Below are 26,908 nucleotides of genomic sequence, written 5' to 3'. Positions count from 1 at the left end.
GTCCTGCCCCCCCGACCGTCCTTTTCTTACGATCCGGTCATGGTTCCCCCAGAGTCCTCCAAGCTTGCGCCGCTAGTTTCGGTGGGCATGACCAAGCTGCTCAGCCCGGCCACCCCGCCCCCGGTGCGGGCCGGGCTCCCGCGTCCGGTGCCCCAGCTCCGCCAGCGCCCCCGGGCAGGTGGCCGAGCAACCGGCTGGTCGAGACTGCGGTGGCTGGCCTGGCCGCTCTACCTGGCCGCCTTCGGCTGGTTCCTCGGCACCCAGGGCCTGGCCTTCGCCAACGACGTGGTGTTCCTGTGGCTGATCGGCGCGCTGCTCACCGCCGCCGTGCACAGCGGACACGGCCCGCGCGGCTTCCTGCTCGTCCTGCGCGACTGGGTGCCGGTGATGGCCGTGGTGTGGGCCTACTCGCTGCTGCGCGGCTACGGCGCGCACACCCCGTGGGCCCCGCACTGGCTGCCCCAGCTGCGGGCCGACGAAGTGCTCGGCCTCGGCGACACCTGGACCGTCCGGCTCCAGCACGCGCTCTACACCCCCGGCTCGCCGCACTGGTACGACTACGCCGCCGTCGGCGTCTACCTGTCGCACTTCTTCGTGGTCTTCGTCCTGCTCGCCGTACTCTGGCGGCGCGCCCACCACCGCTTCCGCCAACTGCTCGTCTGCTACCTGACGTTGACCTTCGCCGGCTTCGCCACCTACCTGCTCTTCCCGGCCGACCCGCCGTGGCTGGTCGCCCAGCAGGGCCACCTGCCGCAGCTGACCCGGGTGGTCTGGGAGACGATCTCGGTGAGCGGGCTGCCGCAGGCCGACTCGCTGCTGGAGAACGGCAGCCAGTTCGCCAACGACGTCGCCGCGATGCCCTCGCTGCACTCCGCCTACCCGGCGATGCTGCTGTTCTTCTTCTGGCCGACCGCCGGCCCCCGCCTGCGGGCCCTGCTGGTCGCCTATCCGCTCGCGATGGCCTTCACCCTGGTGTACGGCGCCGAGCACTTCATCGTGGACGTGTTCGCCGGCTGGGCGTACGCGGCCGTCGTGGTGTTCGGCCTGCGGTGGCTGCGCACCCGCCGCGCCGCCCGTCGCGGCACCCACCGCACCACCCACCGCGCCGCGCTTCGGCCCCGGTCGGCAGACTTGACCGGGTGAAGCCGACTCCCGAGCAGTTGCAGGCCGCCAAGGACACCACCATCCCCGACGTCACCGGCCCCGGGCTGAAGGTGCTGTTCTGCGGCATCAACCCGGGCCTGTGGTCCGGCGCCACCGGCCACCACTTCGCCCGCCCCGGCAACCGCTTCTGGCCCGCCCTGCACCGCTCCGGTTTCACCCCGCGCCAGTTCCGCCCGGACGAGCAGGGCGAGTTGCCCGCGCTCGGCCTCGGCATCACCAACGTCGCCCCGCGCGCCACCGCCAAGGCCGACGAACTCACCGCCGAGGAGCTGCGCGCGGGCGGCGCCGCCCTCACCGAACGGGTGCTGCGGCTGCGCCCGCGCGTCCTCGCCGTGCTCGGCATCGGCGCCTACCGGACGGCCTTCGGCAAGCGGCGGGCCGCCATCGGGCGCCAGCCGGAGGGCATCGGCGACACCGAGGTCTGGGTGCTGCCCAACCCGAGCGGGCTCAACGCGCACTACACGCTGGACGCGCTGGCCGCGGAGTTCCGCACCCTGCGCGAGAGCCTCGACGATCACCGCGGCAGCACCGCCGACCCCAGCACCCCCGACCCCAGCACCGCCGGCTCCAGCACCGCCGGCTCCAGCACCGCCAACTCGAGCGCGGCCAGCCGGCCCGGGTCGGCGACCACCTCGTAGCCGGCCACCCGGCCGTCCGCCACGGCCATCCGCAGCACCAGCCGCAGCCGCCCGTCCGGGGCGATCAGGATGCCGGGCAGCCCGTCCACCAGCGCCACCGCGCCGTAGCGGGCCCGGCGGCCGAAGACCGTGGTCTCCCCGGCGACGGTCCGGGCGCCCCGGGCCACCAGGGCGCGGCCGGGCGGCAGCGCCGCCGGGTCGGCCCGGCGCACCACGTCCGGTGCGAGGACGGCCAGCAGCTCGGCCAGGTCGCCGCCCCGGGCCGCGGCCAGGAAGGCCTCCACCACCCGCCGGTGCCCGGCCAGCGGCTCCGGCGGCAGCGCGGCCGTGCCCCGCACCCGCTGCCGGGCACGGCTGGCCAGCTTCTTGGCGGCCACCGGCGTCCGGCCGACGATCGGCGCGATCTGCTCGAAGGGCACCGCGAAGCCGTCGTGCAGCACGAAGGCGACCCGCTCGGCCGGGCCCAGCCGGTCCAGCACCACCAGCAGCGCGCGCCCCACCGAGTCGACCAGCACCGCCTCCCGCTCGGGGTCCGTGCCCTCGCTGACCGCCTCCGGCAGCGCCTCGCCGGCCGGCTCCTCCCGGCGCGCCGCGCGCGCCCGCAGCAGGTCCAGGCAGATCCGGGAGACCACCGTGGTCAGCCAGCCGGGCAGGTTGTCGATCTCCGCCGCGTCCGTCCGGACGAGCCGCAGCCAGGCCTCCTGGACGGCGTCCTCGGCCTCGCCGGTCGAGCCGAGCATCCGCTGGGCGATCGCCCGCAGCCGCCCGCGCTCGGCCTCGAAGCGCGCCGCCGGCTCCACCCCGGAGCCGTCCGGAAATCCGTCCCCGCTCATCGGTCACCTTTCCTCGGCCGGGCCCGTCACCGGTATGACGATCCGCCCGCTCCCCAGGTGACAGGAGACCGCCATGACCTCCACCACGCTGCTCCACCTCGACTCCAGCATCAGCCCGGACGGCTCGGTGAGCCGCGCCCTGACCGCCCGCTTCGCCTCCGTCTGGCGCGCCCGGCACGGCACCGCCGCCCGGCACCGGCACCTCGACCTGGCCGGCGACCCGGTGCCCGCGGTGCGCGCCGCCTTCGACGCGCTCGGCCGCCGGACCGAGCGCAAGGGGGTGCTCCCGCTGGACGACATCGCCCTCCTGGCGCGGACCCCCGAGGAGGAGCACGAGTGGGCGCTGGCCCGTCCGCTGATCGAACAGCTGCTGGCCGCCGACGTCCTGCTGCTCGGCGCCCCGATGTACAACTTCACCGTCTCGACCGGCCTCAAGGCGTGGATCGACCGGGTCACCTTCCCCGGCGTCTACCGGGACGCGGCCACCGGCGAGGCGCTGCTGCGGGGCACCCGGGTGGTGCTGGTCGCGGTGCGCGGCGGCGGCTACGGGCCGGGCACCCCGCGCGAGCACTGCGACTTCCAGGTCCCGTACCTGCGGGCCTACTTCGAGGGGCTCGGCATCGCGCCGGAGCACCTGCACGTGGTGACGGCCGAGCTCACCCGGGCCGAGGACGTCCCGGCGCTGCACGCCCTGCGGCCGCTCGCCGTCGAGTCCCTGGCCCACGCCGAGGCCACCCTGGACGCGCTGGCCGCCACGCTGTAGCGGCTGCACCCGCTACAGCGGCGTGACCGCCTTCAGCACCACCAGCAGCGCCACGGCGGCGTTGAGCGCGCACAGCGCCGACGCCGCCGTGCCGGCCGCCGCGACCATCGCGGCCAGCCCCGCCGGGGTCTTGGCCGGCGGCCAGTTGCGGGAGGTCGGCACCGGGCCGAGCAGCGCGGCGACCCGGCGCGGCACCGGGCCGGGCGCCGCGGTGGGCGCGGCGAAGGCCGCGAAGCCGGGCGCCGGGGCCGCGTGCGAGACCAGGGCCGCCCGGGCCACCGCCCGCGCGGTGACCCGGCGGTCGCCGACCGCCTGGGCCGACTCCTCGTCCGCCCACCGCTCGGCGCTGTACGCCACCGCGTACTGCAGCGGCCGCAGGAACGGGTTGACGCAGGCGGCCAGCTGGGTGGTCAGCAGGTACCGGTGGTGGCGGTGGCGCAGGTGGGCCCGCTCGTGCGCGAGCAGCGCCTCGCGCTCGTCCTCGGGCAGCCCGGCGAGCATCCCGGTGGACACCACCACCCGGCCCGGCGAGCCGGGCAGCGCGTACGCGTACGGGCTGCGGTCCGGCAGCACCGCGAGGTCCCCGGCCGCCTCCGGTCCGACCGGCAGGCCGGCCAGTGCCCGCCGGGCCCGGGAGCGGACCCTCAGGTGCCGCACGACCGTCCGGGTGCAGGCGGAGCCGACCAGCACCAGCAGCCACATCGCGGCCGTGCCGACCGTCTCGTGGTACGGCAGCGCGTGCCGCACCTCCGGGTCGGACCAGCTGTCCGGCAGCGGGTTGCCGGGGATCTGCGCGGTGCCGACCACGCCGATCAGCCCGAGGCAGAGCACGCTGCAGACCGCCATCACCGCGCTGATCACCGTCAGCAGCCTGGCCGCGCCTCGCGGGTGCAGGTGCTGCTCGGTCAGCCGGGCGATCGGCACCGCCGTCAGCGGCAGGATGAGCGGGAGGAAGACGAAGAAGCCCACGGGTCAGCTCTCGCGGTCGGCCGCTGCCGGGTCGGCGGACGCGGCGTCCAGCAGCGCGCGCAGCAGCTCCTCGTCGTGCGGGAGCAACGCGGTGACGAAGCTGGCCAGGACGGCGTCCCGGTCCGCCTCGCCGTCGAGCATCCGGCGCATCCGCAGCGCGGCCAGCCCGGCGGCGTCGGAGGAGGCCTGCCAGAGGTAGGAGCGGCCGGAGCGGCTGCGGGAGACGGCGTCCTTGGCGTGCAGGCGGGAGAGGATGGTCATCACCGTGGTGTACGCCAGGTCGCCCTCCAGGCGTTCCTGGACCCAGCCGGCGGTGGCCGGGCCGGGCGCCTGCTGGAGCACCGCCAGCACCTGCGCCTCCAGCTCGCCCTGGCCGCGTCGGCGCGCGGGCGCGTCCCCGGCCGCCGGGGCGTGCCTCTCGTCTGCCATGACGGCCCACTCCCTCCGGATGCGGCGGCCCGGACCGACCGGGCGCCCGCCCATCCTAACGAGCGAACTCCCGCCCGGGACCGGCCCCGGGCGGGAGTTCGCGGGCGTACGACACGTCCCGCGCGCGGTCAGCCCAGCGGTTCCCGGGCGTTCTGCCTCCGGTCCAGCTCGGCGATGTCCGGGTGGTGCAGGTCGAAGGCCGGGGACTCCGAGCGGATCCGGGGCAGCGCCGCGAAGTTGTGCCGGGGCGGCGGGCAGGAGGTGGCCCACTCCAGCGAGCGCCCGTAGCCCCACGGGTCGTCCGTCGCGACCTTCGTGCCGTACCGGGCGGTCCTCCAGACGTTGTGGAGGAACGGCAGCGTCGAGGCGCCGAGCAGCAGCGCGCCGATGCTGCTGACGGTGTTCAGCGCGGTGAAGCCGTCCGAGGCCAGGTAGTCGGCGTACCGGCGGGGCATGCCCTCGGCGCCGAGCCAGTGCTGGACCAGGAAGGTGCTGTGGAAGCCGGTGAACAGCGTCCAGAAGTGGATCCGCCCGAGCCGCTCGTCCAGCATCCGGCCGGTGAACTTGGGCCACCAGAAGTGGAACCCGGCGAACATCGCGAACACCACCGTCCCGAACACCACGTAGTGGAAGTGCGCGACGACGAAGTACGAGTCGGAGACGTGGAAGTCCACCGGCGGCGCGGCGAGCAGCACGCCCGTCAGGCCGCCGAACAGGAAGGTGACCAGGAAGCCGACCGTCCACAGCATCGGCGTCTCGAAGCTGAGCGAGCCGCGCCACATGGTGCCGATCCAGTTGAAGAACTTCACCCCGGTGGGCACCGCGATCAGCATCGTCATGATCGAGAAGAACGGCAGCAGCACCTGCCCGGTGACGAACATGTGGTGCGCCCAGACCGTGACCGACAGGCCGGTGATGGCGATGGTCGCGGCGATCAGGCCGGAGTAGCCGAAGACCGGTTTGCGGCTGAACACCGGGATGACCTCGGTCACGATGCCGAAGAACGGCAGCGCGATGATGTACACCTCCGGGTGCCCGAAGAACCAGAACAGGTGCTGCCAGAGCATCGCCCCGCCGTTCGCGGCGTCGAAGACGTGCGAGCCGAACCTGCGGTCCGACTCCAGGCAGAGCAGCGCGGCGGCCAGCACCGGGAAGGCGAACAGCACCAGGACGGCCGTCAGCAGGATGTTCCAGACGAAGATCGGCATCCGGAACAGCGTCATGCCGGGCGCCCGGAGGCAGACGATCGTGGTGATGAAGTTGACCGAGCCCAGGATGGTGCCGAAGCCGGAGAGCGCGAGGCCCATGATCCACAGGTCGGCGCCGAGGCCGGGGCTGTGCACGGCGCCGTTCAGCGGCGCGTAGGCGAACCAGCCGAAGTCGGCGGCGCCCTCCGGGGTCAGGAAGCCGAACACCGCGATCAGCGAGCCGAACAGGTAGAGCCAGTAGGCGAGCGCGTTCAGCCGGGGGAAGGCGACGTCCGGGGCGCCGATCTGCAGCGGCATGATCCAGTTCGCGAAGCCGGCGAACAGCGGGGTCGCGAACATCAGCAGCATGATCGTGCCGTGCATGGTGAACAGCTGGTTGAACCGCTCGTTGTCCATCAACTGAAGCCCCGGGCGGGCGAGTTCGGCCCGCATCAGGAGCGCCATCAGGCCGCCGGCGAGGAAGAACAGGAAGGAGGTGACCAGGTAGAGGGTGCCGATCCGCTTGTGGTCGGTGGTGGTCAGCCAGCCGACCAGCGCCCGGCCCCGGCGGCGCCTCGCGGCGCGCAGCAGGCCGTACAGCCGGGGGGCGCGCGGTGGCCGCAGGGACTGGTCCACCTCGTCGTTCGGCAGCAGAGTCACGCGGCGTGCCCCTTCCGGCCTCGGGGCCGCACCGGCCCGGTCGATGACCGTCCACCACTACCAGTGGCCCGCGGCCGCCGCCCGGGGCGCGCGCGGCACGTCACCCGGACGGCAGGCCCACGGCCGGGCATGTCGGCGCGTCAGCTCCGGGCCCGCTGGGTGGCCGCGATGCAGAGCAGCACCACCGCCGCCGTGACCGGCGCGGCCGCCGGCAGCTCCTCGCCCAGCAGCAGCACCGCCCACACCAGCGTCAACAGCGGTTGGGCGAGCTGGAGTTGGCTCGCCCTCGGCACCCCGATCCGGGCCATCCCCCGGTACCAGAGCACGAACCCGCCGAACTGCGACACCGCCGCGATGTACGCCAGCCCGGCCAGCGCCTTCGCCCCGAGGTGCACCGGCTCGGCGGCCAGCCCGAGCCCGGCGGTCAGCAGCATCGCGGGCAGCGCGGCGACCACCGCCCAGGCGATCACCTGCGCGCCCGGCAGGTCCCGGGCGAGCCGCCCGCCCTCCGCGTACCCGGCCGCGCACGCCACCAGGCCGACGAACAGGCAGAGGTCCGCGGCGGTCGGCCGGCCGTGGCTCTGCAGCAGCGTGAAGGCGAGCACGGCCGCCGCCCCGGCCAGCGCGGCCGCCCAGAACGCCCGGGACGGCCGGCGGCCGGTGCGCAGCGCCGCGACCACCGCCGTGGCCAGCGGCAGCACGCCGATGACCACCGCCGAGTGGGCGGTCGAGGAGGTCCGCAGGGCCAGCGTGGTCAGCAGCGGGAAGCCCAGCACGCAGCCGCCGGAGACCACCAGCAGCCCGGCCCGGTGGCGCCGCCGCGGCAGCGGGGCGCGGACGGCCGCCAGGTAGAGCCCGGCGAGCAGGGCGGCCAGCACGCCGCGCAGTCCGGTCGAGGTCCACGGGCCGAAGCCGGTCAGGGACCAGGCCGTCGCGGGGAAGCTGAGCGAGAAGAGGGCCACCCCGAGGCCGGCGAGGGCGGTGCCGGAGGCGGCGGGCCCGAAACGGTGAACCGAGTGGTGCGGCGCTATCGCCGCGGGGAGGGTAGCGCTATCTTGTGCCGTCATGAACGAGCGTAGCAGCGTGGCCGAACTCGCCGAAAGCCTGCGGCGGGAGGTCGAGCGCTATCCGGAGGGGCGCAAGCTGCCCCCCAGCCGGGCCCTGGTCGAACGCCACCAGGTCAGTCCGGTGACGGTCTCCCGGGCGATCGCCGTGCTCGTCGCCGAGGGGCTGGTGGTCTCCCGCCCGGGCGCCGGGGTGTTCCGGGCGGCCGCCTTCGCGGCCGGCCCCGCCCGGACCGCCGCGCCCGCCGCCCGTCCCGGCGACCTCTCCTGGCAGGAGGTCGCGCTGAGCGCCGGCGCCGGCCCGCGCGACCTGCTGGCCGCCCCGGTGTTCGCCACCCTCCGGATCCCGCCGCCGGACGTCATCGACCTCAACAGCGGCTACCCGCACGCCTCGCTGCTGCCCGAGCGGCTGCTCGCCGGCGCCCTCGCCCGGGCCGGCCGCCGCCCCGGCGCCTGGGACCGCCCGCCCACCGACGGCCTGACCGAGCTGCGCGGCTGGTTCGCCCGCGACATCGGCGGCACCGGCGGGCCGATCGGCACCGGGGACGTCCTGATCACCTCCGGCGGGCAGACCGGCCTCAGCGTCGCGCTGCGCTCGCTGGCCGCGCCCGGCGCCGCCGTCCTGGTCGAGTCGCCGACGTACGCGGGCATCCTGGCGGTCGTCCGGGCCGCCGGACTGCGGCCGGTGCCCGTCCCGGTCGACGCGGACGGGGTGCGCACCGAGCTGCTGGCCGAGGCCTTCGAGGCCACCCGGGCGCGGGTCTTCGTCTGCCAGCCGCTGTTCCAGAACCCGACCGGCGCGGTGCTCCCGCCCGCCCGGCGGGCGGAGGTGCTGCGGATCGCCCGGGCCGCCGGGGCCTTCGTGGTCGAGGACGACTTCGCCCGGCTGCTCGTCCACGCCGACGCCCCGGCGCTGCCCCGGCCGCTCGCCGCCGACGACCCGGACGGCGTGGTGGTGCACGTGCGCTCGCTCACCAAGGCCGCCTCGCCCAACCTGCGGGTCGGCGCCCTGACCGCGCGCGGGCCGGCCCTCGCCCGGCTGCGGGCCACCCAGGTGGTGGACAGCTTCTTCGTGCCCCGGCCGCTCCAGGAGGCGACGCTGGAGCTGGTCGCCGACCCGGGCTGGGCCCGCCACCTGCGCGCGCTCGGCGCCGAACTGCGGGACCGCCGCACCGCCGCCGTCGCGGCCCTGCACCGCGAACTGCCCGGCGCGCTCGGCGAGCACCGCCCCGGCGGCTACCACCTGTGGCTGCGGCTGCCGGACGGCACCGACGACGACGCCCTGGCCGCCGCCGCGCTGCGGGCCGGCGTCCAGGTCAGCCCCGGGCGGCCGTACCACGCCGCCGAGCCGCCGGGCCCGCACCTGCGGCTCAGCTACGCGGCCGCCGAGAGCGCGGCGCAGGTGGCGGAGGGCGTCCACCGGCTGGGGCTGGCGGTCGGCGAGCTGACGGGGTGACGGGGTGACGGTCGGCGAGCTGACGGGCTTCGCGCCCGCCGGCCGACGAGCCGACCGGCCGGCGGGCCGGTCAGCCCCGGTAGCCGGCCATCCGCTCCAGCCGGGCGATCCGCTCCGCCATCGGCGGGTGGGTGGAGAACAGCCGCGCCCCGGCCTCGCCCGGGCGGAACGGGCTGGCGATCATCATGTGGCTGGCCGTCTGCAGCTGCGGCTCCGGCGGCAGCGGCAGCTGCCGGGTGCCGGCGTCGAGCTTGCGCAGCGCGCTGGCGAGGGCGAGCGGGTCCCCGGTGATCCGGGCGCCGTCCGCGTCGGCCTGGTACTCGCGGGAGCGGCTGACCGCCATCTGGATCAGCCCGGCCGCGATCGGACCGAGGATCATGATCGCGAGCATCCCGAACAGCCCCGGCCCGTCGTCGTCCTCGTCCCGGCCGAACGGGATCAGCCACGCGAAGTTGACCAGGAACATCACCACCGAGGCGAGCGCCCCGGCGACCGAGGAGATCAGGATGTCCCGGTTGTAGACGTGGCTGAGCTCGTGCCCGAGGACGCCCCGCAGCTCGCGCTCGTCGAGGATCCGCAGGATCCCCTCGGTGCAGCAGACCGCCGCGTTGCGCGGGTTGCGGCCGGTGGCGAAGGCGTTCGGCGCGGTGGTCGGGGAGATGTAGAGGCGGGGCATCGGCTGGCGGGCCGAGGTGGAGAGCTCGCGCACGATCCGGTACAGCCCCGGCGCCTCGAACTCGCTGACCGGCCGGGCCCGCATCGCGCGCAGCGCCAGCTTGTCGCTGTTCCAGTACGCGTAGGCGTTGGTCCCGAGCGCGATCAGCAGGGCGATCACGAAGCCGGTGCGGCCGAAGAAGCCGCCGATCACCAGGATCAGCGCCGAGAGACCACCGAGCAGGACGGCGGTCCTCAGTCCGTTGTGCTGCCGGTGCACGTCAGGCCCTCCAGTGGTGCCGGTGGGGAAGCCCTTGTCGCCTCGTCCCTCTTGACCGGTCAACGGGCGGGATCGGTGGCCTTGTTCCCTTGTGACCGACGCGACAGCTCCCCGGCGCCGCCGCGGCACCGGGCCGACACCCGGCCCGCACCCGGCGCCACGGCCCGGGGCGGGCCCGGACGGGGGCTCAGAACAGCGAGCCGGAGGTCACCTGGAGGACCAGCTGGGGCGCGACCGAGAGGACGACGGCGGCCGAGGCGGTGAGCCCCAGCGTGGCGGTCAGGCCGACCGGCAGCCGGCGCTCGCCGCCCGCGTCCCCGACAGCCTCGCCGCTCGCGGCGCCCTCCGCCACCGGAGCGAACAGCCGGGCCGTCCAGAGCAGGTAGTAGTACAGCGCGACGACCACGTTGGCGGCCATCACCACGGCCAGCCAGCCCAGCCCGGCGTCCACGGCCGCGCGGAACACCACGACCTTGCCGAACAGGCCGATCACGCCCGGCGGCAGGCCGGCCAGGCAGAGCAGGAAGAAGGCCAGCGCCAGCGCCGTCCAGCGGCGGCGGGCGAACAGGCCGCGGAAGTCGTCCACGCTGGCCCCGGCCCGGCGGCAGACCGCGGCGACCACCCCGAAGGCGCCGAGGTTCACCACGCCGTAGATCAGCGCGTAGGCGGCGGTCGCGCCGAGCGGGTCCGCGCCGGTGGGCGCGTAGCCGGCCGCGGCCAGCGGCACCAGCAGGTAGCCGGCCTGGCCCACCGAGGACCAGGCGAGCAGCCGCACCGCGCTGTACCGGGTGTCGAAGCGCTGGCGCAGCGCGCCCGCGTTGCCGACCGTCATGGTGACGGCGGCCAGCACGGCGAGCACCAGGCCCCAGGTGTGCGCGTACGGGCGGAAGGCGATCGTGGTGGCCAGCGCCAGCCCGGACAGGCCGGCCGCCTTTCCGACCACCGACAGGTAGCCGGCCACCGGCAGCGGGGCGCCGGTGTAGGTGTCGGGCACCCAGAAGTGGAACGGGACGGCGGCCACCTTGAAGGCGAAGCCGACCAGGGTCAGCACGGCGCCCGCCTCGGCCAGCGGCTTGAGCTGGGCGGGGGCGTGCTCCAGGCCCTGGGCGACGGCACCGAGGTGCAGGCTGCCGCTCGCCGCGTAGACGAAGCCGATGCCGAGCAGCATCACCGCGGTGGCGGTGACGGAGGAGACGAAGAACTTCAGCGCGGCCTCCGCGCCCCGGCCGTCCCGGCGCAGCGCGACCAGCGCGAAGGCCGGCAGGGAGGCGACCTCCAGGGCGACCACCATGGTGGCGAGGTCCCGGGAGGCGGGCAGCAGGGCGGCGCCGGTGGCGCTGGAGAGCAGCAGGAACCAGTACTCGCCGCGCGGCAGCTTCTCGTTGTCCACGGTGTGCGTCGACAGCAGGGCCGCGATCAGCGCGCCGCCGAGGGCGAGCAGCTGGAACACCAGGGCGAAGTGGTCGGCGACGTAGGAGCAGCCGCCGTTGCCAGTGCCCCCTGCTACGTTCTGCACGCAGAAGGTCGCTCGGGGTGACTTTCCGGTGAGGGGGAGGAGTGCGATGAGGGCGAGGGCGAGTCCGGCCGCGGTGAGGCGGCCGAGCCACTTCTTGTGCCGCTCGGGCAGGAACAGGTCCGTGACCAGCACGGCGACGGCGGCCGCCGCGGCGATCAGCGGGGGCGCGATCGCCACCCAGTCCACGGACTGGATCAGGCTGCCCGGGTTGGCTACGGCGAGGGAGGTCACAGTGTGCTGCCCCGTGGAGTGAGGTCCGAGTGCGGCGGTCTGGGCTCCGAGCACGGTCAGCCACCCCCGAGGAGGTGCTTGACGGCGGGGTCGGAGAGGCCGAGCAGGAGCGCGGGCCAGAGGCCGGCGAGCAGGGTGAGGGCGGCCAGCGGCGTCCAGCTGACGGCCTCGTACGGGCGCAGGTCGGCGAGTTCGCGCACCGGTGCGGGCTGCTCGGGGTCGCCCATGCAGACGCGCTTGACCACGATCAGCAGGTAGGCGGCGGTGAGGAGGGTGCCGAGACCGGCCAGCGCCATGTAGGTGACGAAGGCCGGGCGCGACAGGCCCGCGGCGGGGTCGAACGCGCCGAGCATGGCGAGCAGCTCGCCCCAGAAGCCGGCCAGGCCGGGCAGGCCGAGGCTGGCCACGGCGGCGAAGGCGAGCAGCACGCCGATCCGCGGGGCGCGGCCGTACAGCGCGGCGCCGGTGGCGCCGGACAGCGTGTCGAGGTCGGCCGTGCCGTAGCGGTCCTTGAGCGCGCCGACGACGAAGAACAGCAGACCGGTGATCAGACCGTGGGCGATGTTGGCGAACAGCGCGCCGTTGACGCCCACCGGAGTGAGGGAGGCGATGCCCAGCAGCACGAAGCCCATGTGGCCGACCGAGGAGTAGGCGATCAGGCGCTTGAGGTCGCCCTTGGCCCCGGGGCGCGCGAGCGCCAGGCAGGCCAGCGAACCGTAGACGATGCCGACCGCCGCGAAGGCGCCCAGGTAGGGAGCGAAGGTGGCGGTGCCGTCCGGCACGATCGGGAGGAGGACGCGGACCAGTCCGTAGGTGCCCATCTTCAGCAGCACGCCGGCGAGCAGCACCGAGCCCACGGTCGGGGCGGCGGTGTGCGCGTCGGGGAGCCAGCTGTGCAGCGGCCAGGCGGGGGCCTTGACGGCGAGCCCGACCAGGATCGCCAGCGCGGCGATCACCTGGGTGGTGTGGCTCAGGCCGCTGCCGTGCGCGGCGGCCAGGGCCTGCATGTCGAAGGTGCCGGCCTTGCTGCCGATCAGCAGGAAGCCGAGCAGCATCACGGCCGAGCCGAGCAGCGTGTACAGGATGAAGCGGTTGGCGGCGGGCGCCTTCGCGCCGCTCCCCCAGCGGGCGATCAGGAAGTACATCGGGATCAGCACGATCTCGAAGGACAGGAAGAAGAGCAGGAGGTCCAGCACCGCGAAGGTGGCCAGCATGCCGACCTCTAGGAGGAGGAACAACCCGACGAAGGCCTGGGCCGAGGGCACGTCGTCCCCGGCCGGCAGCCGCTTCTCCGAGTACAGCGCGCAGAGGAAGGTGAGCAGTGCGGTCAGCACGATCAGCGGCAGCGAGACGCCGTCCACGCCGAGGTGGAGGCGCACGTGCAGGGCCGGGATCCAGGACACGTCGGTGGTGGCCTGCATCCGGGCGGGCGCGTCGTGGTCGAAGCCGGCCGCGAGGGCGACGGCGAGCAGGAGCACCGCGCCGGTGACGACGGTGTTCAGCCGCAGCGCCCGCCGGTCGGCGGCGGCCCGGTCCGGCCCGAACACCGGCGCCAGGGTGAGCGCGGCGCCGAGCAGCGGCACCCCCAGGAGGGCGATGAGGACCGCGTTCATCGGGGGCTCCTAGGTACGACGGCGATCGGGGTCGGGCTCGGGCCCGGCGGAAGGGGGTACGGCATCGGCTACACCGCCACCAGGACGGCCAGCAGGACGACGCCGGCGAGCAGGGCGCTCAGGTAGGTCTGCGCGTTGCCGGTCTGCGCCAGCCGGACGGCCCGGCCGAGCAGGTTGGCGCCGATCCCGCTGCCCTGCACGTAGCCCTCGACGACCTCGCGGTCGAGGAAGCGGACGAGTCGGGCGGCCGCGACGACCGGGCGGACGAACACCGCGTGGTACAGCCGGTCGACGCCGAAGCCGTGCCGGGCCGGGCCGAACAGCGGGCCCAGCAGGGTGCGCCCGGGATCGGCGACGAGGACCTCGGCGGCCGGCGCCCCGGCCTGCTCGGGCACCCGGCCCGCGGCGGCCGGCAGCCCGGCGGCCCGGCTCGCAGCGCCGGTGGCCAGCCGCGCGGTGGCCGAGCGCCAGGCGCCGTACGCCGCGAGCACGCCGACCACGGCGAGGCCCGAGCCGGTCACCGCGGTGACCCCGGTCGGGCGCAGCGAGCCGCCGTCCAGCAGCGCGGGCAGCCCGTTCTGGAACAGTCCGGCGACGCCGAGGCCCATGGTCGGCACGGCCAGCACCCAGAGCGGCCAGCGCATCGCGCGCGGCTCGGCGGTGGCCGGGTCGGCCTCGTCCAGCTCCGGCGAGTACGGCGCGTCGGCCTCGTGGTCGGCCGCCACGGTGGCCGGGTCGGTGGCGGGCAGCACCGCCGGCGCCACGGCCGCGGCACCGGCCGGGCTGTGGAACGCGACCAGGAACAGCCTGGTCGCGTACGCGGCGGTGAGCAGCGCGGTGAGCGCCGCCGCGATCAGCACGATCCACCCGGCGGCCTGCGGCACCGCCGAGGCCGGGCCGACCCCGTTGGTCAGCGCCTCGCCCTTGGCGGCGTGCTCGGCGGCGGTCAGCACCGCCTCCTTGCTGAAGAAGCCGGAGAACGGCGCCGGCAGCGGCAGCCCGGCCAGGGCGACCAGGCCGATGCCCATCGCCAGGTAGGCGTGCGGCACCCGCTTGCGCAGCCCGGGGATGCGGGACATCGCGGAGAGCGAGTTGGTGTGCGCGGCGTGGATGACCACACCGGCGGCCAGGAACAGCAGCGCCTTGAACGCGCCGTGGCTGACCAGGTGGAAGACGGAGGCCTCGCGGTCGCCGCTGGCCAGCGCGCCGGCCATGTAGCCGAGCTGGCCGACGGTCGAGTAGGCGAGCACCCGCTTGAGGTCGTCCTGGGCGAGCGCGCACAGCGCCGAGCCGATCATCGTCACGGCGGCCATCACGGCGAGCACGACCAGCGCCGCGCCCGACTGCAGGAACACCGGCAGCAGCCGGGCGACGAGGTAGATGCCGGCCGCGACCATGGTGGCGGCGTGGATCAGCGCGGAGACCGGCGTCGGGCCGGCCATCGCGTCCGGGAGCCAGGTGTGCAGCGGGAACTGCGCGCTCTTGCCGGCCACGCCGGCGAGCAGCAGCAGCGCGGTGAGCGTCGGGTGGCCGAGCCGCCCCTCGCTCGCGGCGGCCAGCACCTCGGTGATCCGGAAGCTGCCGGCGTCCGCGCCGAGCAGGAAGATCCCGAACAGGAACGGCACGTCGCCGAGCTTGGTGACCAGGAAGGCCTTCAGCGAGGCGGAGCGGGCGTCCTCGGTCTCCCAGTGGTGGCCGATCAGGAAGTACGAGCAGACGCCCATGACCTCCCAGCCGACCAGCAGCACGATCAGGTCGCCCGAGTAGACGACCAGGAACATCGCCGCGGTGAACAGCGAGACCAGCGCCGCGTACGAGGGGTAGCGCGGGTCCTTCGCCAGGTACGCGGTCGAGTAGACCTGGACGCAGGTGGCGACCACGCCGACCAGCACCGAGATCAGCGAGCTGAAGCCGTCCAGGTGGACGGCGAGCGAGATGTCCGGGCCGCCGGTCGGGGTGAGCCGGGTGGCGGCGTCGAGCGCCTGGCCGGTGCCGAGCTGGAGGGCGACGACCAGGGCGAGCACGGCCGACGCGGCGACCGGCACGATGGCCAGCGGCCGGGCCAGCCCGGGCGCCTTCTTGCCGGCGGCCAGGGTCGCGGCGGCGCCGAGCACGGGCAGCGCGGGGACGAGGGCGGGCAGGGCGAGGTTCATGCGGCGGCCCCGCCCTTCAGCGCCTCGGCGCCGGCCGGCGCCTCCTCGGGCGCGAGCGTCTCGGCCGGGTCGCCGAGCGCGGTGGCCCGGTCGATGTCCGCGGTGCCCCGGGCCCGGAACAGCAGCAGGACGATGGCGAGGCCCAGCCCGATCTCGGCGGCGGCGACGGTGATGGTGAACAGGGTGAGCGCCTGCCCGGCGTGCAGCGAGTCGCGCAGCCAGGCGTCGAAGGCGACCAGGTTGAGGTTGACGGCGTTGAGCATCAGCTCGACGGACATCAGCACCAGGACGGCGTTGCGCCGGGCGAGCACGCCGTACACGCCGACGCTGAACAGCAGCGCGGCGAGGACGGCGGGGTAGGCGAGGTGCATCAGCTCTCCTCCGAGCCGGGAGCAGCGGGTGCGGTCGGCTTCGGCGTGGTCGCGGCGACGGTCCCGTTGGAGCCGACCGGCCGTCCGGCGCGCAGCTTGCCCGCCCGGGGCGGCGGCACCCGCCGCGCGGCCCCGCGCGACAGCACGATCGCGCCGACCAGCGCGGCCAGCAGCAGCACGGACAGCGCCTCGAAGGGCAGCACCCAGTGCCGGAACAGGCTGGCCCCGGTGACGGAGGCCGAGCCGCCGCCGGCGCCGAGGTCGATCCAGGCCGTCCGGAAGGCGTCGACGACCAGCGTCACCAGCGTCCCGGCCGAGGCCAGCGCGACCACCAGGGCCACCCAGCGGTTCTTGGAGTCGGCGTCCGGTGAGCGCCCGATCGGCGCCTTGGTGAGCATCAGCCCGAACAGCACCAGCACGACCACCGAGCCGAGGTAGATCAACACCTGCACCCAGGCGATGAACTCGGCCGTCAGCAGCAGGAACTCCACCGCCAGCCCGCCGAGCGCGACGACCAGCCACAGCGCGGCGTGCACCAGCTGCCTGGTGGTGACGGCGACCACGGCCGAGCCGAGCACGGCGACGCCGACCAGCAGGAAGACGATCTCCTGCCCGGTCGGGGAGAGGAACGAACGGGCGGCCGGCTCCAGCGAGCCGGTCGCCGCGAGAAGCGTGGCAGCTGCGGTCATGCGTCGCCCCCCTCCTCATGCGAAACGGTCTTCTCCTGCGGTTCCGCGGCGGCAGCGGCAGCGGCAGCGGCCGCCAGCTTGTCCGCCGCCTTGCGCGCGGTGGCGATCTCCTTGGGCTCCTCGGCCGCCGGGTCCAGCGCCGGCGGCGCCGGCACCGTCCACATCCACTCGCGGAGCTTGTCCCGCTCGTGGGTCAGTTCGAGGATGTCGGTCTCCGCGTACTCGAACTCGGGCGACCAGAACAGCGCGTCGAACGGGCACACCTCGATGCAGATCCCGCAGTACATGCAGAGCGAGAAGTCGATGGCGAAGCGGTCCAGCACGTTGCGGGTGCGGGCCCGGGCGTTCGGCTCGGCGGCGGGCAGCGTCTCCTTGTGGGAGTCGATGTAGATGCACCAGTCCGGGCACTCGCGCGCGCACAGCATGCAGACCGTGCAGTTCTCCTCCAGCAGCGCGATGACGCCGCGCGAGCGCGGCGGCAGCACCGGCTGCGCGTCGGGGTACTGCGCGGTGACGCTCTTCTTCGTCATCGTCCGCAGCGTCACGGCCAGGCCCTTCGCCAGGCCGACACCGGGAAAACTCATGCGATCGCCACCTTGATGATGCCGGTCAGGGCCAGCTGGCCGAGGGCGAGCGGGACGAGCGCGACCCACGCGAAGCGCATCAGCTGGTCCTCGCGCAGCCGGGGGTAGGTCACCCGCAGCCAGATCACCACGAAGGCCAGCGCGAAGGTCTTGAGGAGCATCCACAGCCAGCCGAGCTGGTCCGCCATCGGTCCGTGCCAGCCGCCGAGGAAGAGCACGGCGGTCAGCGCCGACACCACGAGGATGCCGGCGTACTCGGACAGCAGGAAGAACGCGAAGCGCAGCCCGGTGTACTCGGTGTACGCGCCGAAGATGATCTCCGAGTCGGCGATCGGCATGTCGAACGGCGGGCGCTGCAGCTCGGCCAGGCCGGCCGTGAAGAACACGAACCCGCCGATGATCTGCCAGGGCAGCCAGTACCACTGCCAGGCGTCCAGGATCCCCGGCAGCGAGAGCGTGCCGGCGGCCATCGCGACCGAGGCCGCCGCGAGCACCATCGGCAGTTCGTACGACATCAGCTGCGCGGCCGTCCGCAGGCCGCCGAGCAGCGAGAACTTGTTCGCCGAGGCCCAGCCGGCCATCAGCTTGCCGATCACGGCCACGCCCATCACGGCCAGCACGAAGAACAGCCCGGCGTCGATCGCCTGCCCGACGAAGCCGTCCGGGCCGACCGGGATCGCCAGCAGCACGAACAGGTACGGCAGCAGCGAGACGGCGGGCGCCAGCTGGAAGACCCGGCGGTCCGCCCCGGCCGGGACGATGTCCTCCTTCTGGGCGAACTTCACGCCGTCCGCGACGAGCTGCGCCCAGCCGTGGAAGCCGCCCGCGTACATCGGGCCGAGCCGGCCCTGCATGTGCGCCATCACCTTGTGCTCGGTCTGGCCGATGACCAGCGGGAGGACCAGGAAGACGACGAGGGTGGCGACGCAGCGCAGCACCGTGTCGAGCAGGTTCACGCGCCGTCTCCGTCCTGGTCGGCCGGGGCGGCCGGGGTGTCACCCGACTGCTCCTCCACGGCCGGCTTCTGCTCCGCCGCCTCGCCGCCCGCCGACTCCTCGTCGTGCGCCGGCACCGGGTTGTGCCAGGGCGCGTCGGAGGACCGGGTCCGCGCGGGCGCCGGCCGCTCGGGCCGCTCGGCCGCGGCGGAGGCCTGGCTGACCGACCCCTCCGACACCGACCGCGTACGCCGCGGCCGGTCCGCCCGCACCGCGGGCGCACCCTCGGCGGGCGTCCCCTCGGCGACGGCCGGCGTCTCCGCGACCACCGGGGCCTCGGCGGCGGCCGGGGTCTCGGCCGTCTGGCTCGCCGACCCCTCCGACACCGACCGCGTGCGCCGCGGCCGGTCGGCCCGCACCGCGGGCCCGCCCTCGGCGGCCCCGGCGGCCCCGGCAGCAGCAGCGGCACCCGCCGCGCCCGCCCGGGGCGTCCGCCCGGCCGCGCCCGCCGCCCGCGCACCGCGCGCGGGCCGCTCGGCGACCGGCGGCAGGGTGCCCTTGAGGGGCCCCCACTCGTTCGGGTCCGGCACACCGGCCGGCTGCATCTTGCGCCGGGCCGGCCCGCCGCCGTGGTCCGACTCGCCGGGCTCCTTGGCGCCCGGCCAGTCCTTGGCGACCCGGGCCGCGAGCACGAACTCCTTGCGCAGCGGGTGCCCCTCGAAGCCGTCCGGCAGCAGCAGGGTGGCCAGGTAGGGGTGCCCGGGGAAGTCGATGCCGAACATCTCGTGCGTCTCGCGCTCGTGCCAGGCCGCGCCCGGGTAGACGGGGACGGCGGTCGGCAGCGCGGCCGCGTCGCGCGGCACCCGGGTGCGCAGCGCGAGGTGCCGCACGCCGGGCGCCTCGGCGGCGGCCAGGTGGGCGACGACGGCGAAGCCCTCGGCGAGCTCGTCGACGGCGCTCAGCCAGTCGAAGAAGGCCAGGCCCAGCACGTCGCGGGCGTTGGTCAGCGCCTCGGTCCAGCGCTCGGCCGGCACGTCGACGGTGATCAGCCCGTACGCCTCGGCGCCGGTCGCCCACTCCCCGACCGACGCCGCGTACTGCTCGGCGGACGTCACGAGACCACTCCCTCGGTCGACGCGGGCCCGGTCACCGGCGGGCGGCGCAGCGCCGCCGCGGGAGCGGTGTAGCGGCCGGGCAGGGACTCGGCGGCGATCTTCTCCTGCAGCTTGAGGATGCCCTGGAGCAGCGCCTCCGGCCGGGGCGGGCAGCCGGGCACGTAGACGTCGACCGGGATGATCTGGTCGACGCCCTTGGTGACCGAGTACGAGTCCCAGTACGGGCCGCCGGAGTTGGAGCAGGCGCCGAAGGAGATGACGTACTTCGGCTCGGGCATCTGCTCGTAGAGGCGCTTGACGGCGGGCGCCATCTTGTCGGTGACGGTCCCCGAGACGATCATCAGGTCGGCCTGCCGGGGGCCGGGCGCGAACGGGATGACACCCATCCGGATGAAGTCGTGCTTGGCCATGGACGACGCGATGAACTCGATCGCGCAGCAGGCCAGGCCGAAGTTGAAGCACCAGAGGCTGTAGCGGCGGCCCCAGTTCAGGACGACCTTGACCGGGTCGGGCGCGAGCCGGGCGAGCGGGCCGATCCGGCGCCGCTCGACGGCGCCGGGGCCGGGGTGCGAGGGGTCCGGCAGGCCGAGCGGGACGGGGCCGCCCTGGGCTCCGTGCGAGTGGTTGTGCGTCACGTCCATTCCAGAACGCCCTTCTTCCAGGCGTAGAGCAGGCCGACCGCGAGGAAGCCGATGAAGAGGAACATCTCGATCAGCGTTCCGGCGCCGTACCCGGCGGCCGCGAACACGGTCGCCCAGGGGAACAGGTAGATCGCGTCCACCGCGAAGATCACGTACAGGAAGGCATATACGTAGTAACGAATCTGGGTGTGCGCCCAGTCCTCCCCCACCGGGTCCACGCCGCACTCGTAGGTGAGGAGTTTCTCCGGCGAGTACACGACCGGTCGCAGCAGTCGGTTGGCGGTGAACGCCACGGCGACGAAGAGCACCCCGACGACGGCCAGCAGGCCCGTCGCGGCGTACGCGTCGAAGTAGCCGCTGCCGACCGCCGGGTCGGCCGCGACGGCAGCCGCGTGCTGCCCCTCCATGCCTTCGCCCTCCACCTCGGCCGCGGCCCGCCCCCTCGGGGCGGTTCCGCGACGATCGCTTACACGGTCCCAACCAATGCGTGAGTCTAGAGGGACGCCTGAGCTCCGCCCGAACCCTGCTCGCCCTGCAAGACGTCCGGTGGACACCGGGGCGTGACGCGCGAGGCGGGAGGGGGTAGGGATAACCCCCGCTCGCACAGATGTATCACCCCCATGGCGTCCGGCACCCGTCGTTCGGGAAGCTTGGGTCCGGCGGTCGGCACCGGCGGCCGACCAGCAGCCCGACCGTGAGGGGACGGTAGACCCAGATGAAGCCTCCGCACCGCCGTGCCATGGACGCGATCAGGGAGCAGGACGCCCGGATGGAGCGTCCCCCGCTGTACGGCGCGCGGATGTGGAAGCAGGCCGGGACGCTGCTGCTGAACCTGCCGCTGGGCATCGCCGGCTTCGTCCTCGCGATCACCACGCTGTCGGTCGGCACCGGCCTGGCGGTCACCGTGGTCGGCCTGCCGCTGCTGGCCTTCGGCCTCTCCCGCTGCCGCGCCCTGGGCCGGACCGGCCGCCACCGGGCCCGGGCGGCGTACGGCTCCACGATCGGGGAGCCGCAGCCGGTGCGGCCGCGCCGTCCGGGGGCGGCCGGCTTCACCACCGCTCACCTCACCGACCTGCTGAGCTGGCGATCGGCGCTCTACCACGTGCTGATGCTGCCCTGGGGCATCCTGTGCTTCACCCTCACGCTGGTCTCGGCCCTCGCGCTGTTCCCGCTGCTGCCGTGGGTGGTCCGCGCCCTGGTCGCGGTGGACCGGATCCTGATCGAGTCGCTGCTCTTCCCGGGCGCGCTGGCCGAGCGGGTGCGCGAGCTGGAGGACGACCGCGGCAGCGTGGTCGACACCGCCGCCGCCGACCTGCGCCGGATCGAGCGGGACCTGCACGACGGCGCCCAGGCCCGGCTGGTGGCGCTGGCCATGGACCTCGGCATGGCCAAGGAGCGGATGCGCGAGGTGGAGACCCCGGACGACGTCGCGGCCGCCACGAAGATGGTGGAGAACGCCCACGGCGAGGTGAAGCTGGCCCTGCAGGAGCTGCGCGACCTGGCCCGCGGCATCCACCCGGCGGTGCTCACCGACCGCGGCCTGGACGCGGCGCTGTCCGCGGTCGCGGCCCGCTGCACCGTCCCCGGCGGGGTCCGGGTGAACGTCGACCTGGCCGGTCCGGACGGCCGGCCGGAGCGCCCGGACTCGGCCGTCGAGGGCATCGCGTACTTCACCGTCAGCGAGCTGCTGACCAACGTGTCCAAGCACGCCGGCGCCCGCACCGCCTCGGTGGAGGTCTGGCGCTCCGAGGACCAGCTGATGCTGCTGGTCGGGGACGACGGCCGGGGCGGCGCGGCCCCCTACCCGGGCAGCGGCCTGGCCGGCCTGGCCGAGCGGGTCCGTGCGGTGGACGGCGTGTTCCTGGTGGAGAGCCCGGCGGGCGGCCCGACCACGGTCACCGTCGAGCTCCCCTGGCGCACCCGCGCCGCGCACCGCTGAGAGGCCCCCGGACGCCCCCGGACGCGACGGGGCGCCGGGAGCCCGTCGCAGCGGTGACGGAACTCCCGGCGCCCCTTTCCGGTCCGGCGCCCGCCCGGCGGAACCCTTGCACGGTGGGCCGGGCGGCGCGTCGAACCGGAGCTGCGGCCCCCGTGCTACGGCGTGGCGAGCGTGCCGAGGGTGACGTCGGCGGTCCGGCTGGTGCCGTCCCGGGTGTAGGTGACGGTCACCTTGCTGCCCGGGGTGAGCGAGGCCAGCGCGGTGGTGAGCGCGTTCAGCGAGTCGATCGGGGTGTCGCCGAGCTTGGTGATGACGTCGCCGGCCTGCAGCCCCGCCGCGGCGGCCGCGCCGCCCGGGGTGACCGAGACGACGACCGCGCCGGCCGGCTGGAACTGCTGGTTGAAGCTGCTGCGGGCGACGACGCCGAGCGCGGCCCGCCCGGAGTTGGTGACCTTGCCCTGCTTGATCAGCTGGTCGGCGATGCTGGTGATGGTGGACGCCGGGATGGCGAAGCCGATGCCGGGGGCGGCCGCGCCGTTGCTCTGCGGCTCGGTCGCGGCGAGGGTGTTGATGCCGATCACCTGGCTGTCCAGGTTGACCAGCGCACCGCCGCTGTTGCCCGGGTTGATCGCGGCCGAGGTCTGGACCATGTTGCCGATGGTGGCGCCGGGCGAGCCACCGCCCTGGGGCTCGGAGACCGTCCGGCCGGTCGCCGAGACGATGCCCTGGGTGACGGAGCTGGAGAGCCCGAGCGGGCTGCCCATGGCGAGGGTGATCTGGCCGAGCTGGACCTTGCCCGAGTCGCCGAAGACGGCGGGCTTGAGGCCGCCCGGCGGGCTGCCGAGCCTGATCACCGCGAGGTCGGAGTCGGGGTAGCTGGCGACCAGCGAGGCGTCCAGCGGCGTACTGCTGTTGGCCAGGGTGACGGTGAAGGTGGTCGCGGTGCCGACCACGTGCGCGTTGGTGACGATGTCGCCCTTGTCGTCGTAGACGATCCCGGAGCCGAGGCTCTCGCCGGTGGTGATCTGCACCACCGAGGGCAGCACGTTGGCGATCACCCGCTGGTACGCGTCCTGCAGCTGGTTGGGGCCGCCGGGCTGGGCGGTCGGGGCCGAGGAGGTCTGCCCGGTGCCGCTGCCGCTGCCGGTCCCGGCGGACTGGGCGGAGGGTGGGGCGGAGGACGGCGAGGACGAGGACGACGAGGAGGAACTGCTGCACCCGGCCAGGGCCAGCGCGACCGCCACCGATACCGCGACCGGGGCGAGCAGCCGCCGCCGGAAGGCCTTGGGCCCGGTCGGCCGGGGGCCGGCCGGCAGCGGGCGGTTGTGTTCCTTCTTGCGGCTCACCTGGCTGCCTCCGATTCGTGACCACGCTGCGAGCACAGAAATCTTTGTCAGCATTTCACCGTTTTGTCCCGAATCGTGGGCCCGACTCGCCCGAAACGTCGACGGGAGGACGGACGGCCTAGGATCGGCGCATGACGTGGCTGATCACAGGCGGTGCGGGTTACATCGGCGGGCACGTGGCCCGCCAGCTGGTCGACGCGGGCGAGCGGATCGTCGTCCTCGACGACCTGAGCACCGGCGACCCGGCCCGGCTGCCCGCCGAGGTCGCCCTGGTCAAGGGCTCCACCCTGGATCGCGCGGCGGTGTCCGCCGTCATCCGCGAGCACGGCGTGACCGGCATCCTGCACTTCGCCGCCAAGAAGCAGGTCGGCGAGTCGGTCGAGCACCCGTTCCTCTACTACCGCGAGAACATGATCGGCCTGCAGACCGTGCTGGAGGCCGCCGCGGAGGAGGGCGTGCGGCGCTTCCTGTTCTCCTCCTCCGCCGCCGTCTACGGCATGCCGGACGTCGACCTCGTGACCGAGACGACCCCGTGCGCGCCGATGAACCCGTACGGCGAGACCAAGCTGGCCGGCGAGTGGCTGGTCGCCGCGGCCGGGCGGGCGCACGGCATCTCGACGATCTCGCTGCGCTACTTCAACGTGGCCGGGGCCAGCACGCCCGAGCTGGCCGACCCCGGGGTGTTCAACCTCGTCCCGATGGTCTTCGAGCGGATCACCACCGGCCGCGCGCCGCTGGTCTTCGGCGACGACTACCCGACCCCGGACGGCACCTGCGTGCGCGACTACATCCACGTCTCCGACGTCGCGTCCGCCCACGTCGCGGCGGCCCGCCGGCTCACCGAGGACCGGCCCGGCGAGACCGCCCTGGTGCTCAACATCGGCTGCGGCGAGGGCCTGAGCGTCCGCGAGATGCTGGCGCTGATCGGCGAGGTCACCGGGCTGGACACCACCCCCGAGATCACCTCGCGCCGCCCCGGCGACCCGGCCCGGGTGGTGGCCTCGGCCGAGCTGATCCGCCGCGAGCTGGGCTGGCGGGCCCGGTACGACGTCGCCGAGATGGTCGCCTCCGCGTGGGAGGCCTGGTGCCACCACCACCCGGAGGCCCGGCGGGCCGCGCAGGCCTGACCCACCGGGCTCGGGGCGTACCGGCCCGACCGGCCTACCGGGCCGGCACCGCCGTGCCGTAGAAGGCGTCCAGCGCGTACACGCAGCGGTCCTTGGAGCCGACGAAGACCCGCCCGCCGACCGCCACCGGCGAGCCGGTCAGCTCGCCCTTGGTGCCCAGCTCCCAGCGCAGCTGACCGCTCGCCAGGTCCAGGGTGTGCAGCGAGTGGTCCCGACTGCCCAGGTGCACCAGGCCGTCCGCGAGCGCCGGGGAGCCGACGATCTCGCCGCGCGCCGTGTAGCGCCAGCGCTCCCGGCCGGTGGCCGCCTCGAAGGCGTACAGCACCTCGCCGCTGCCGACCAGCACCATGCCGTCCCCGACCACCACCGGTTCGGCGCCCTGCCGGCTGCCGGTGACCCCGCGCCAGCGGTCCAGGCCCGTGGCCGCGTCCAGCGCGTAGACGGTGCCCAGGTAGTCGGCGACGTAGACCGCGTCCGCGTCCAGCGTCGGCGGGGTGAAGAGCACCACCGGGGCCTCGAAGCGCCAGCGCTCGGCGCCGGTGGCCGCGTCCAGCGCGTACACCCGGGTGCCGGCGGTCACGTAGAGCACGCCGCCGCGCTCGACCGGGTGCGAGGGCACGTCCTCGCCGACCGGGAAGGACCAGCGCAGGCCGGCGCCGCGCGGGTCGACGCAGCGCAGCCGTCCGCCCCCGTGGTAGTAGGCGGCACCGGCCACCAGGACGGGCCCGGACTGCGGGCTCTCGTAGTCCTGCTGGGCGTCGTCGGCGCGCCACAGCTCGGCGCCGTTGGCGGCCGAGCGCAGCTGGACGCCGCCCCCGCGCACGCCGCAGCACAGCACGCCGTCCGCGGCGGAGAGCGAGTAGACCCACCCGTCCAGCGAGGTGCGCCAGCGCTCGGCACCGTCCGCGACGTCGACGGTGTACAGGTGCGGGCCGTCCGCGGCGTGCAGCCGGCCGGCGTCCACCGCGAGCGCCCAGGCGACGTCCCGGGTCTTGTAGCGGCGCTCGCCGGAGGCGATGTCCAGCGCGTGCACCTCGAAGCTGGAGACGAAGAGCGTGCCGTCCGCGACCACCGGGGTGCCCCAGACGTCGTTGGACATCCGGAACCGCCAGGGGCGCCAGCGGACGGCCGGGGCGGGCTGCTGCGGCGGGACGGGAGGCGCGGTCGGCGTCCGGCGGACCCAGTCGGTCTCGGCCGGCGCGGTGCTCGGGGCGGCCTGCTCGTGCTCGGCGCGCGGCCCCGGGCCTATCCGCACGGAGGCGCCGGACAGCCGCACCTCGACGGGCACCGCGCCGGTCGGCGCCCGGTGCTTGTTCTTGGACGGGATCTTCGCGGTGGCGGCCTCGTGGTCCGGGGCCCGGACCGGCGGCGCCGCGGTGTGCACCGGACCGGCCGGCGGGGCCTCGTGCCGCACGCCCGCGTGGGTGCGCGGGTCCTCCGGGCCGGCGTGCGGCGGCCGGCCCGGCGCCTGCGAGACCCCGGCCTGCGGGGCGCCGGCCTGGGAGACCGGCGGCCGCTGGGGCGGCGGGGGCGGCACGGAGAGGCCGGACTGGCCGCCGGTCGGGGCGGACTGGCCCGCCGCCGGGCGGATCGGACGGCGCTTGCGCTCGATCAGCGCCAGCGCGTCCGGGGGCAGCCAGTCCCCCGCCTCGCCGGAGGCGTCGTCCCGGGAGAACAGGTGCGGGGCCAGCTCGGCCTGGATCTGCTCCGGGGTGGGCCGGTGCTCGGGCGCCTGCCGCATGCAGGCGCGGACCAGGTCCATCAGCTCGGGCGGCATGCCGGACAGGTCCGGCTCCTCGCGCAGCAGCTGGAACACCGTCTCGACCGGGTTGGAGCCCCGGTACGGCGGGTGGCCGGTGGCGCAGAACACCATCAGCGAGCCGAGCGAGAAGACGTCGCTGGCGCCGCGGACCGCCCGGCTGTCCCTGGCCTGCTCGGGGGACATGTAGGCGGGGGTGCCGACCGCGACGTTGGTCATGGTGAGCCGGGTGCTGGAGACCCCGGCCGCGATGCCGAAGTCGATCACCTTCGGGCCGTCCTCGACCACCAGCACGTTGGAGGGCTTGAGGTCGCGGTGGACCAGCCCGGCGGCGTGGATGGACTGCAGGGCCTCGGCGATGCCGGCGATCAGCCAGCGGGTGGCCCCGGCCGGCAGCGGGCCGCACTCCTCGACCAGGTCCTCCAGCGAGGGCGCCGGGATGTAGGCGGTGGCCAGCCAGGGCACCCGGGCGTCCGCGTCGGCGTCCACGACGGCCGCGGTGTAGAAGCCGCCGACCGTCTTGGCCGCCGCGATCTCCCGCGCGAAGCGGACCCGGAACAACTCGTCCTCGGCCAGTTCCCCCCGGACGGTCTTGATGGCCACCCGCCGCCCCGCGGCGGAGCGCGCCAGGTAGACCAGCCCCATCCCGCCCGCGCCGAGCCGCCCCAGCACCTCGAAGGGCCCGATCCGCCTCGGATCGTGCGCCGTCAGCTGGTCCACTCCGCTGCCACCTCCCCGTTGTCCGCACCCGCCGCGTGGTGCCGGACCCGATTCTCCAATGCCGCCCGGCGC

General features: G+C 74.9%; 23 protein-coding genes and 1 pseudogene. 6 read left to right on the top strand and 18 right to left on the bottom strand.

Annotated elements, in window-relative coordinates:
* The first annotated feature begins 87 nt into the window (after nucleotides 1–87).
* Together VM95_RS27270 and mug are read left to right on the top strand one after the other, a co-directional pair.
* Complete coding sequence (locus tag VM95_RS27270; RefSeq protein WP_052707613.1) at nucleotides 88–1,143, top strand: phosphatase PAP2 family protein; 1,056 nt, start codon at nucleotides 88–90, stop codon at nucleotides 1,141–1,143.
* Nucleotides 1,140–1,679: pseudogene (gene mug / locus VM95_RS27265) on the top strand (G/U mismatch-specific DNA glycosylase); the annotation flags it as partial. The gene VM95_RS27270 and the pseudogene mug, both read left to right, overlap by 4 nt.
* On the opposite strand, the gene VM95_RS27260 reads toward mug, so the two are convergent.
* Entirely contained in the window at nucleotides 1,679–2,635 is a 957-nt protein-coding gene (locus VM95_RS27260; RefSeq protein ID WP_045701445.1) for a sigma-70 family RNA polymerase sigma factor, read from the bottom strand. The pseudogene mug and the gene VM95_RS27260 overlap by 1 nt on opposite strands.
* Before the next feature lie 73 nt (nucleotides 2,636–2,708).
* Here VM95_RS27260 and VM95_RS27255 point away from each other — a divergent pair, with 73 nt between their 5' ends.
* Complete coding sequence (locus tag VM95_RS27255; protein WP_045701443.1) at nucleotides 2,709–3,398, top strand: FMN-dependent NADH-azoreductase; 690 nt, start codon at nucleotides 2,709–2,711, stop codon at nucleotides 3,396–3,398.
* Nucleotides 3,399–3,410: 12 nt separating this feature from the next.
* Here VM95_RS27255 and VM95_RS27250 read toward each other — a convergent pair whose 3' ends face one another.
* From VM95_RS27250 to VM95_RS27235, 4 genes are all read right to left on the bottom strand, one after another.
* Entirely contained in the window at nucleotides 3,411–4,367 is a 957-nt protein-coding gene (locus VM95_RS27250) for a M48 family metalloprotease (RefSeq protein WP_045701441.1), read from the bottom strand.
* A gap of 3 nt (nucleotides 4,368–4,370) precedes the next feature.
* A complete protein-coding gene (locus tag VM95_RS27245) occupies nucleotides 4,371–4,796 on the bottom strand; it encodes a BlaI/MecI/CopY family transcriptional regulator (protein WP_045701439.1) in 426 nt (141 codons plus the stop codon).
* A 128-nt stretch (nucleotides 4,797–4,924) separates the two neighbouring features.
* Complete coding sequence (gene ctaD, locus VM95_RS27240) at nucleotides 4,925–6,583, bottom strand: aa3-type cytochrome oxidase subunit I (protein ID WP_244178965.1); 1,659 nt, start codon at nucleotides 6,581–6,583, stop codon at nucleotides 4,925–4,927.
* Between the two features lie 200 nt (nucleotides 6,584–6,783).
* Nucleotides 6,784–7,710: a DMT family transporter gene (locus VM95_RS27235; RefSeq protein WP_078860597.1), complete on the bottom strand. Its 927-nt coding sequence runs from the start codon at nucleotides 7,708–7,710 to the stop codon at nucleotides 6,784–6,786.
* Between VM95_RS27235 and VM95_RS27230 the strand changes: the two genes are divergently transcribed.
* Nucleotides 7,709–9,163 (top strand): aminotransferase-like domain-containing protein, encoded by a 1,455-nt coding sequence (locus VM95_RS27230; protein WP_045701435.1) that lies wholly within the window; start codon nucleotides 7,709–7,711, stop codon nucleotides 9,161–9,163. The genes VM95_RS27235 and VM95_RS27230 overlap by 2 nt on opposite strands.
* 70 nt (nucleotides 9,164–9,233) lie before the next feature.
* Here the strand turns inward: VM95_RS27230 and htpX are convergent, their stop codons facing one another.
* The 11 genes from htpX to VM95_RS27175 all read right to left on the bottom strand — a co-directional run bounded on the left by htpX (nucleotide 9,234) and on the right by VM95_RS27175 (nucleotide 20,352).
* On the bottom strand, nucleotides 9,234–10,097 hold the full coding sequence (gene htpX / locus VM95_RS27225) for a zinc metalloprotease HtpX (RefSeq protein ID WP_045701433.1): 864 nt from the start codon (nucleotides 10,095–10,097) through the stop codon (nucleotides 9,234–9,236).
* 187 nt (nucleotides 10,098–10,284) lie between these two features.
* Nucleotides 10,285–11,844, bottom strand: a complete 1,560-nt coding sequence (locus tag VM95_RS27220; protein ID WP_045701431.1) for an NADH-quinone oxidoreductase subunit N — start codon at nucleotides 11,842–11,844, stop codon at nucleotides 10,285–10,287.
* A 56-nt stretch (nucleotides 11,845–11,900) separates the two neighbouring features.
* Nucleotides 11,901–13,457, bottom strand: coding sequence for a complex I subunit 4 family protein (locus tag VM95_RS27215; protein WP_045701428.1), 1,557 nt, complete (start codon nucleotides 13,455–13,457; stop codon nucleotides 11,901–11,903).
* 68 nt (nucleotides 13,458–13,525) lie between these two features.
* Nucleotides 13,526–15,610, bottom strand: a complete 2,085-nt coding sequence (locus VM95_RS27210; protein ID WP_045701426.1) for an NADH-quinone oxidoreductase subunit 5 family protein — start codon at nucleotides 15,608–15,610, stop codon at nucleotides 13,526–13,528.
* Nucleotides 15,607–15,981: an NADH-quinone oxidoreductase subunit NuoK gene (gene nuoK, locus VM95_RS27205; RefSeq protein ID WP_045701423.1), complete on the bottom strand. Its 375-nt coding sequence runs from the start codon at nucleotides 15,979–15,981 to the stop codon at nucleotides 15,607–15,609. The genes VM95_RS27210 and nuoK overlap by 4 nt, the downstream gene beginning before the upstream one ends.
* Nucleotides 15,981–16,670, bottom strand: coding sequence for an NADH-quinone oxidoreductase subunit J family protein (locus VM95_RS27200; RefSeq protein ID WP_045701420.1), 690 nt, complete (start codon nucleotides 16,668–16,670; stop codon nucleotides 15,981–15,983). The genes nuoK and VM95_RS27200 overlap by 1 nt, the downstream gene beginning before the upstream one ends.
* The gene (locus VM95_RS27195) at nucleotides 16,667–17,254 is read right to left on the bottom strand and encodes a NuoI/complex I 23 kDa subunit family protein (RefSeq protein WP_045701418.1); all 588 of its coding nucleotides are present in this window, start codon (nucleotides 17,252–17,254) and stop codon (nucleotides 16,667–16,669) included. The genes VM95_RS27200 and VM95_RS27195 overlap by 4 nt, the downstream gene beginning before the upstream one ends.
* The gene (locus tag VM95_RS27190; protein WP_425265361.1) at nucleotides 17,251–18,210 is read right to left on the bottom strand and encodes a complex I subunit 1/NuoH family protein; all 960 of its coding nucleotides are present in this window, start codon (nucleotides 18,208–18,210) and stop codon (nucleotides 17,251–17,253) included. The genes VM95_RS27195 and VM95_RS27190 overlap by 4 nt, the downstream gene beginning before the upstream one ends.
* Complete coding sequence (locus tag VM95_RS27185; RefSeq protein WP_052707612.1) at nucleotides 18,207–19,304, bottom strand: NADH-quinone oxidoreductase subunit C; 1,098 nt, start codon at nucleotides 19,302–19,304, stop codon at nucleotides 18,207–18,209. The genes VM95_RS27190 and VM95_RS27185 overlap by 4 nt, the downstream gene beginning before the upstream one ends.
* The gene (locus VM95_RS27180; protein WP_045701416.1) at nucleotides 19,301–19,945 is read right to left on the bottom strand and encodes an NADH-quinone oxidoreductase subunit B; all 645 of its coding nucleotides are present in this window, start codon (nucleotides 19,943–19,945) and stop codon (nucleotides 19,301–19,303) included. Before VM95_RS27180 ends, VM95_RS27185 begins: the two co-directional genes overlap by 4 nt.
* Nucleotides 19,936–20,352, bottom strand: a complete 417-nt coding sequence (locus VM95_RS27175) for an NADH-quinone oxidoreductase subunit A (RefSeq protein WP_045701414.1) — start codon at nucleotides 20,350–20,352, stop codon at nucleotides 19,936–19,938. The genes VM95_RS27180 and VM95_RS27175 overlap by 10 nt, the downstream gene beginning before the upstream one ends.
* Nucleotides 20,353–20,684: 332 nt before the next feature.
* Here VM95_RS27175 and VM95_RS27170 point away from each other — a divergent pair, with 332 nt between their 5' ends.
* The gene (locus VM95_RS27170; protein ID WP_208615538.1) at nucleotides 20,685–21,884 is read left to right on the top strand and encodes a sensor histidine kinase; all 1,200 of its coding nucleotides are present in this window, start codon (nucleotides 20,685–20,687) and stop codon (nucleotides 21,882–21,884) included.
* Between the two features lie 155 nt (nucleotides 21,885–22,039).
* Here the strand turns inward: VM95_RS27170 and VM95_RS27165 are convergent, their stop codons facing one another.
* Entirely contained in the window at nucleotides 22,040–23,200 is a 1,161-nt protein-coding gene (locus VM95_RS27165; RefSeq protein ID WP_045701450.1) for a S1C family serine protease, read from the bottom strand.
* 161 nt (nucleotides 23,201–23,361) lie between these two features.
* Between VM95_RS27165 and galE the strand changes: the two genes are divergently transcribed.
* On the top strand, nucleotides 23,362–24,357 hold the full coding sequence (gene galE / locus VM95_RS27160; protein ID WP_045701410.1) for a UDP-glucose 4-epimerase GalE: 996 nt from the start codon (nucleotides 23,362–23,364) through the stop codon (nucleotides 24,355–24,357).
* Between the two features lie 34 nt (nucleotides 24,358–24,391).
* Here galE and VM95_RS27155 read toward each other — a convergent pair whose 3' ends face one another.
* Nucleotides 24,392–26,836, bottom strand: coding sequence for a serine/threonine-protein kinase (locus tag VM95_RS27155; RefSeq protein ID WP_045701408.1), 2,445 nt, complete (start codon nucleotides 26,834–26,836; stop codon nucleotides 24,392–24,394).
* Between the last annotated feature and the right edge of the window lie 72 nt (nucleotides 26,837–26,908).

This window comes from Streptomyces rubellomurinus (assembly GCF_000961885.1).
Lineage (GTDB): Bacteria > Actinomycetota > Actinomycetes > Streptomycetales > Streptomycetaceae > Kitasatospora > Kitasatospora rubellomurina.
This window is presented reverse-complemented; position numbering and strand designations above follow the sequence as displayed.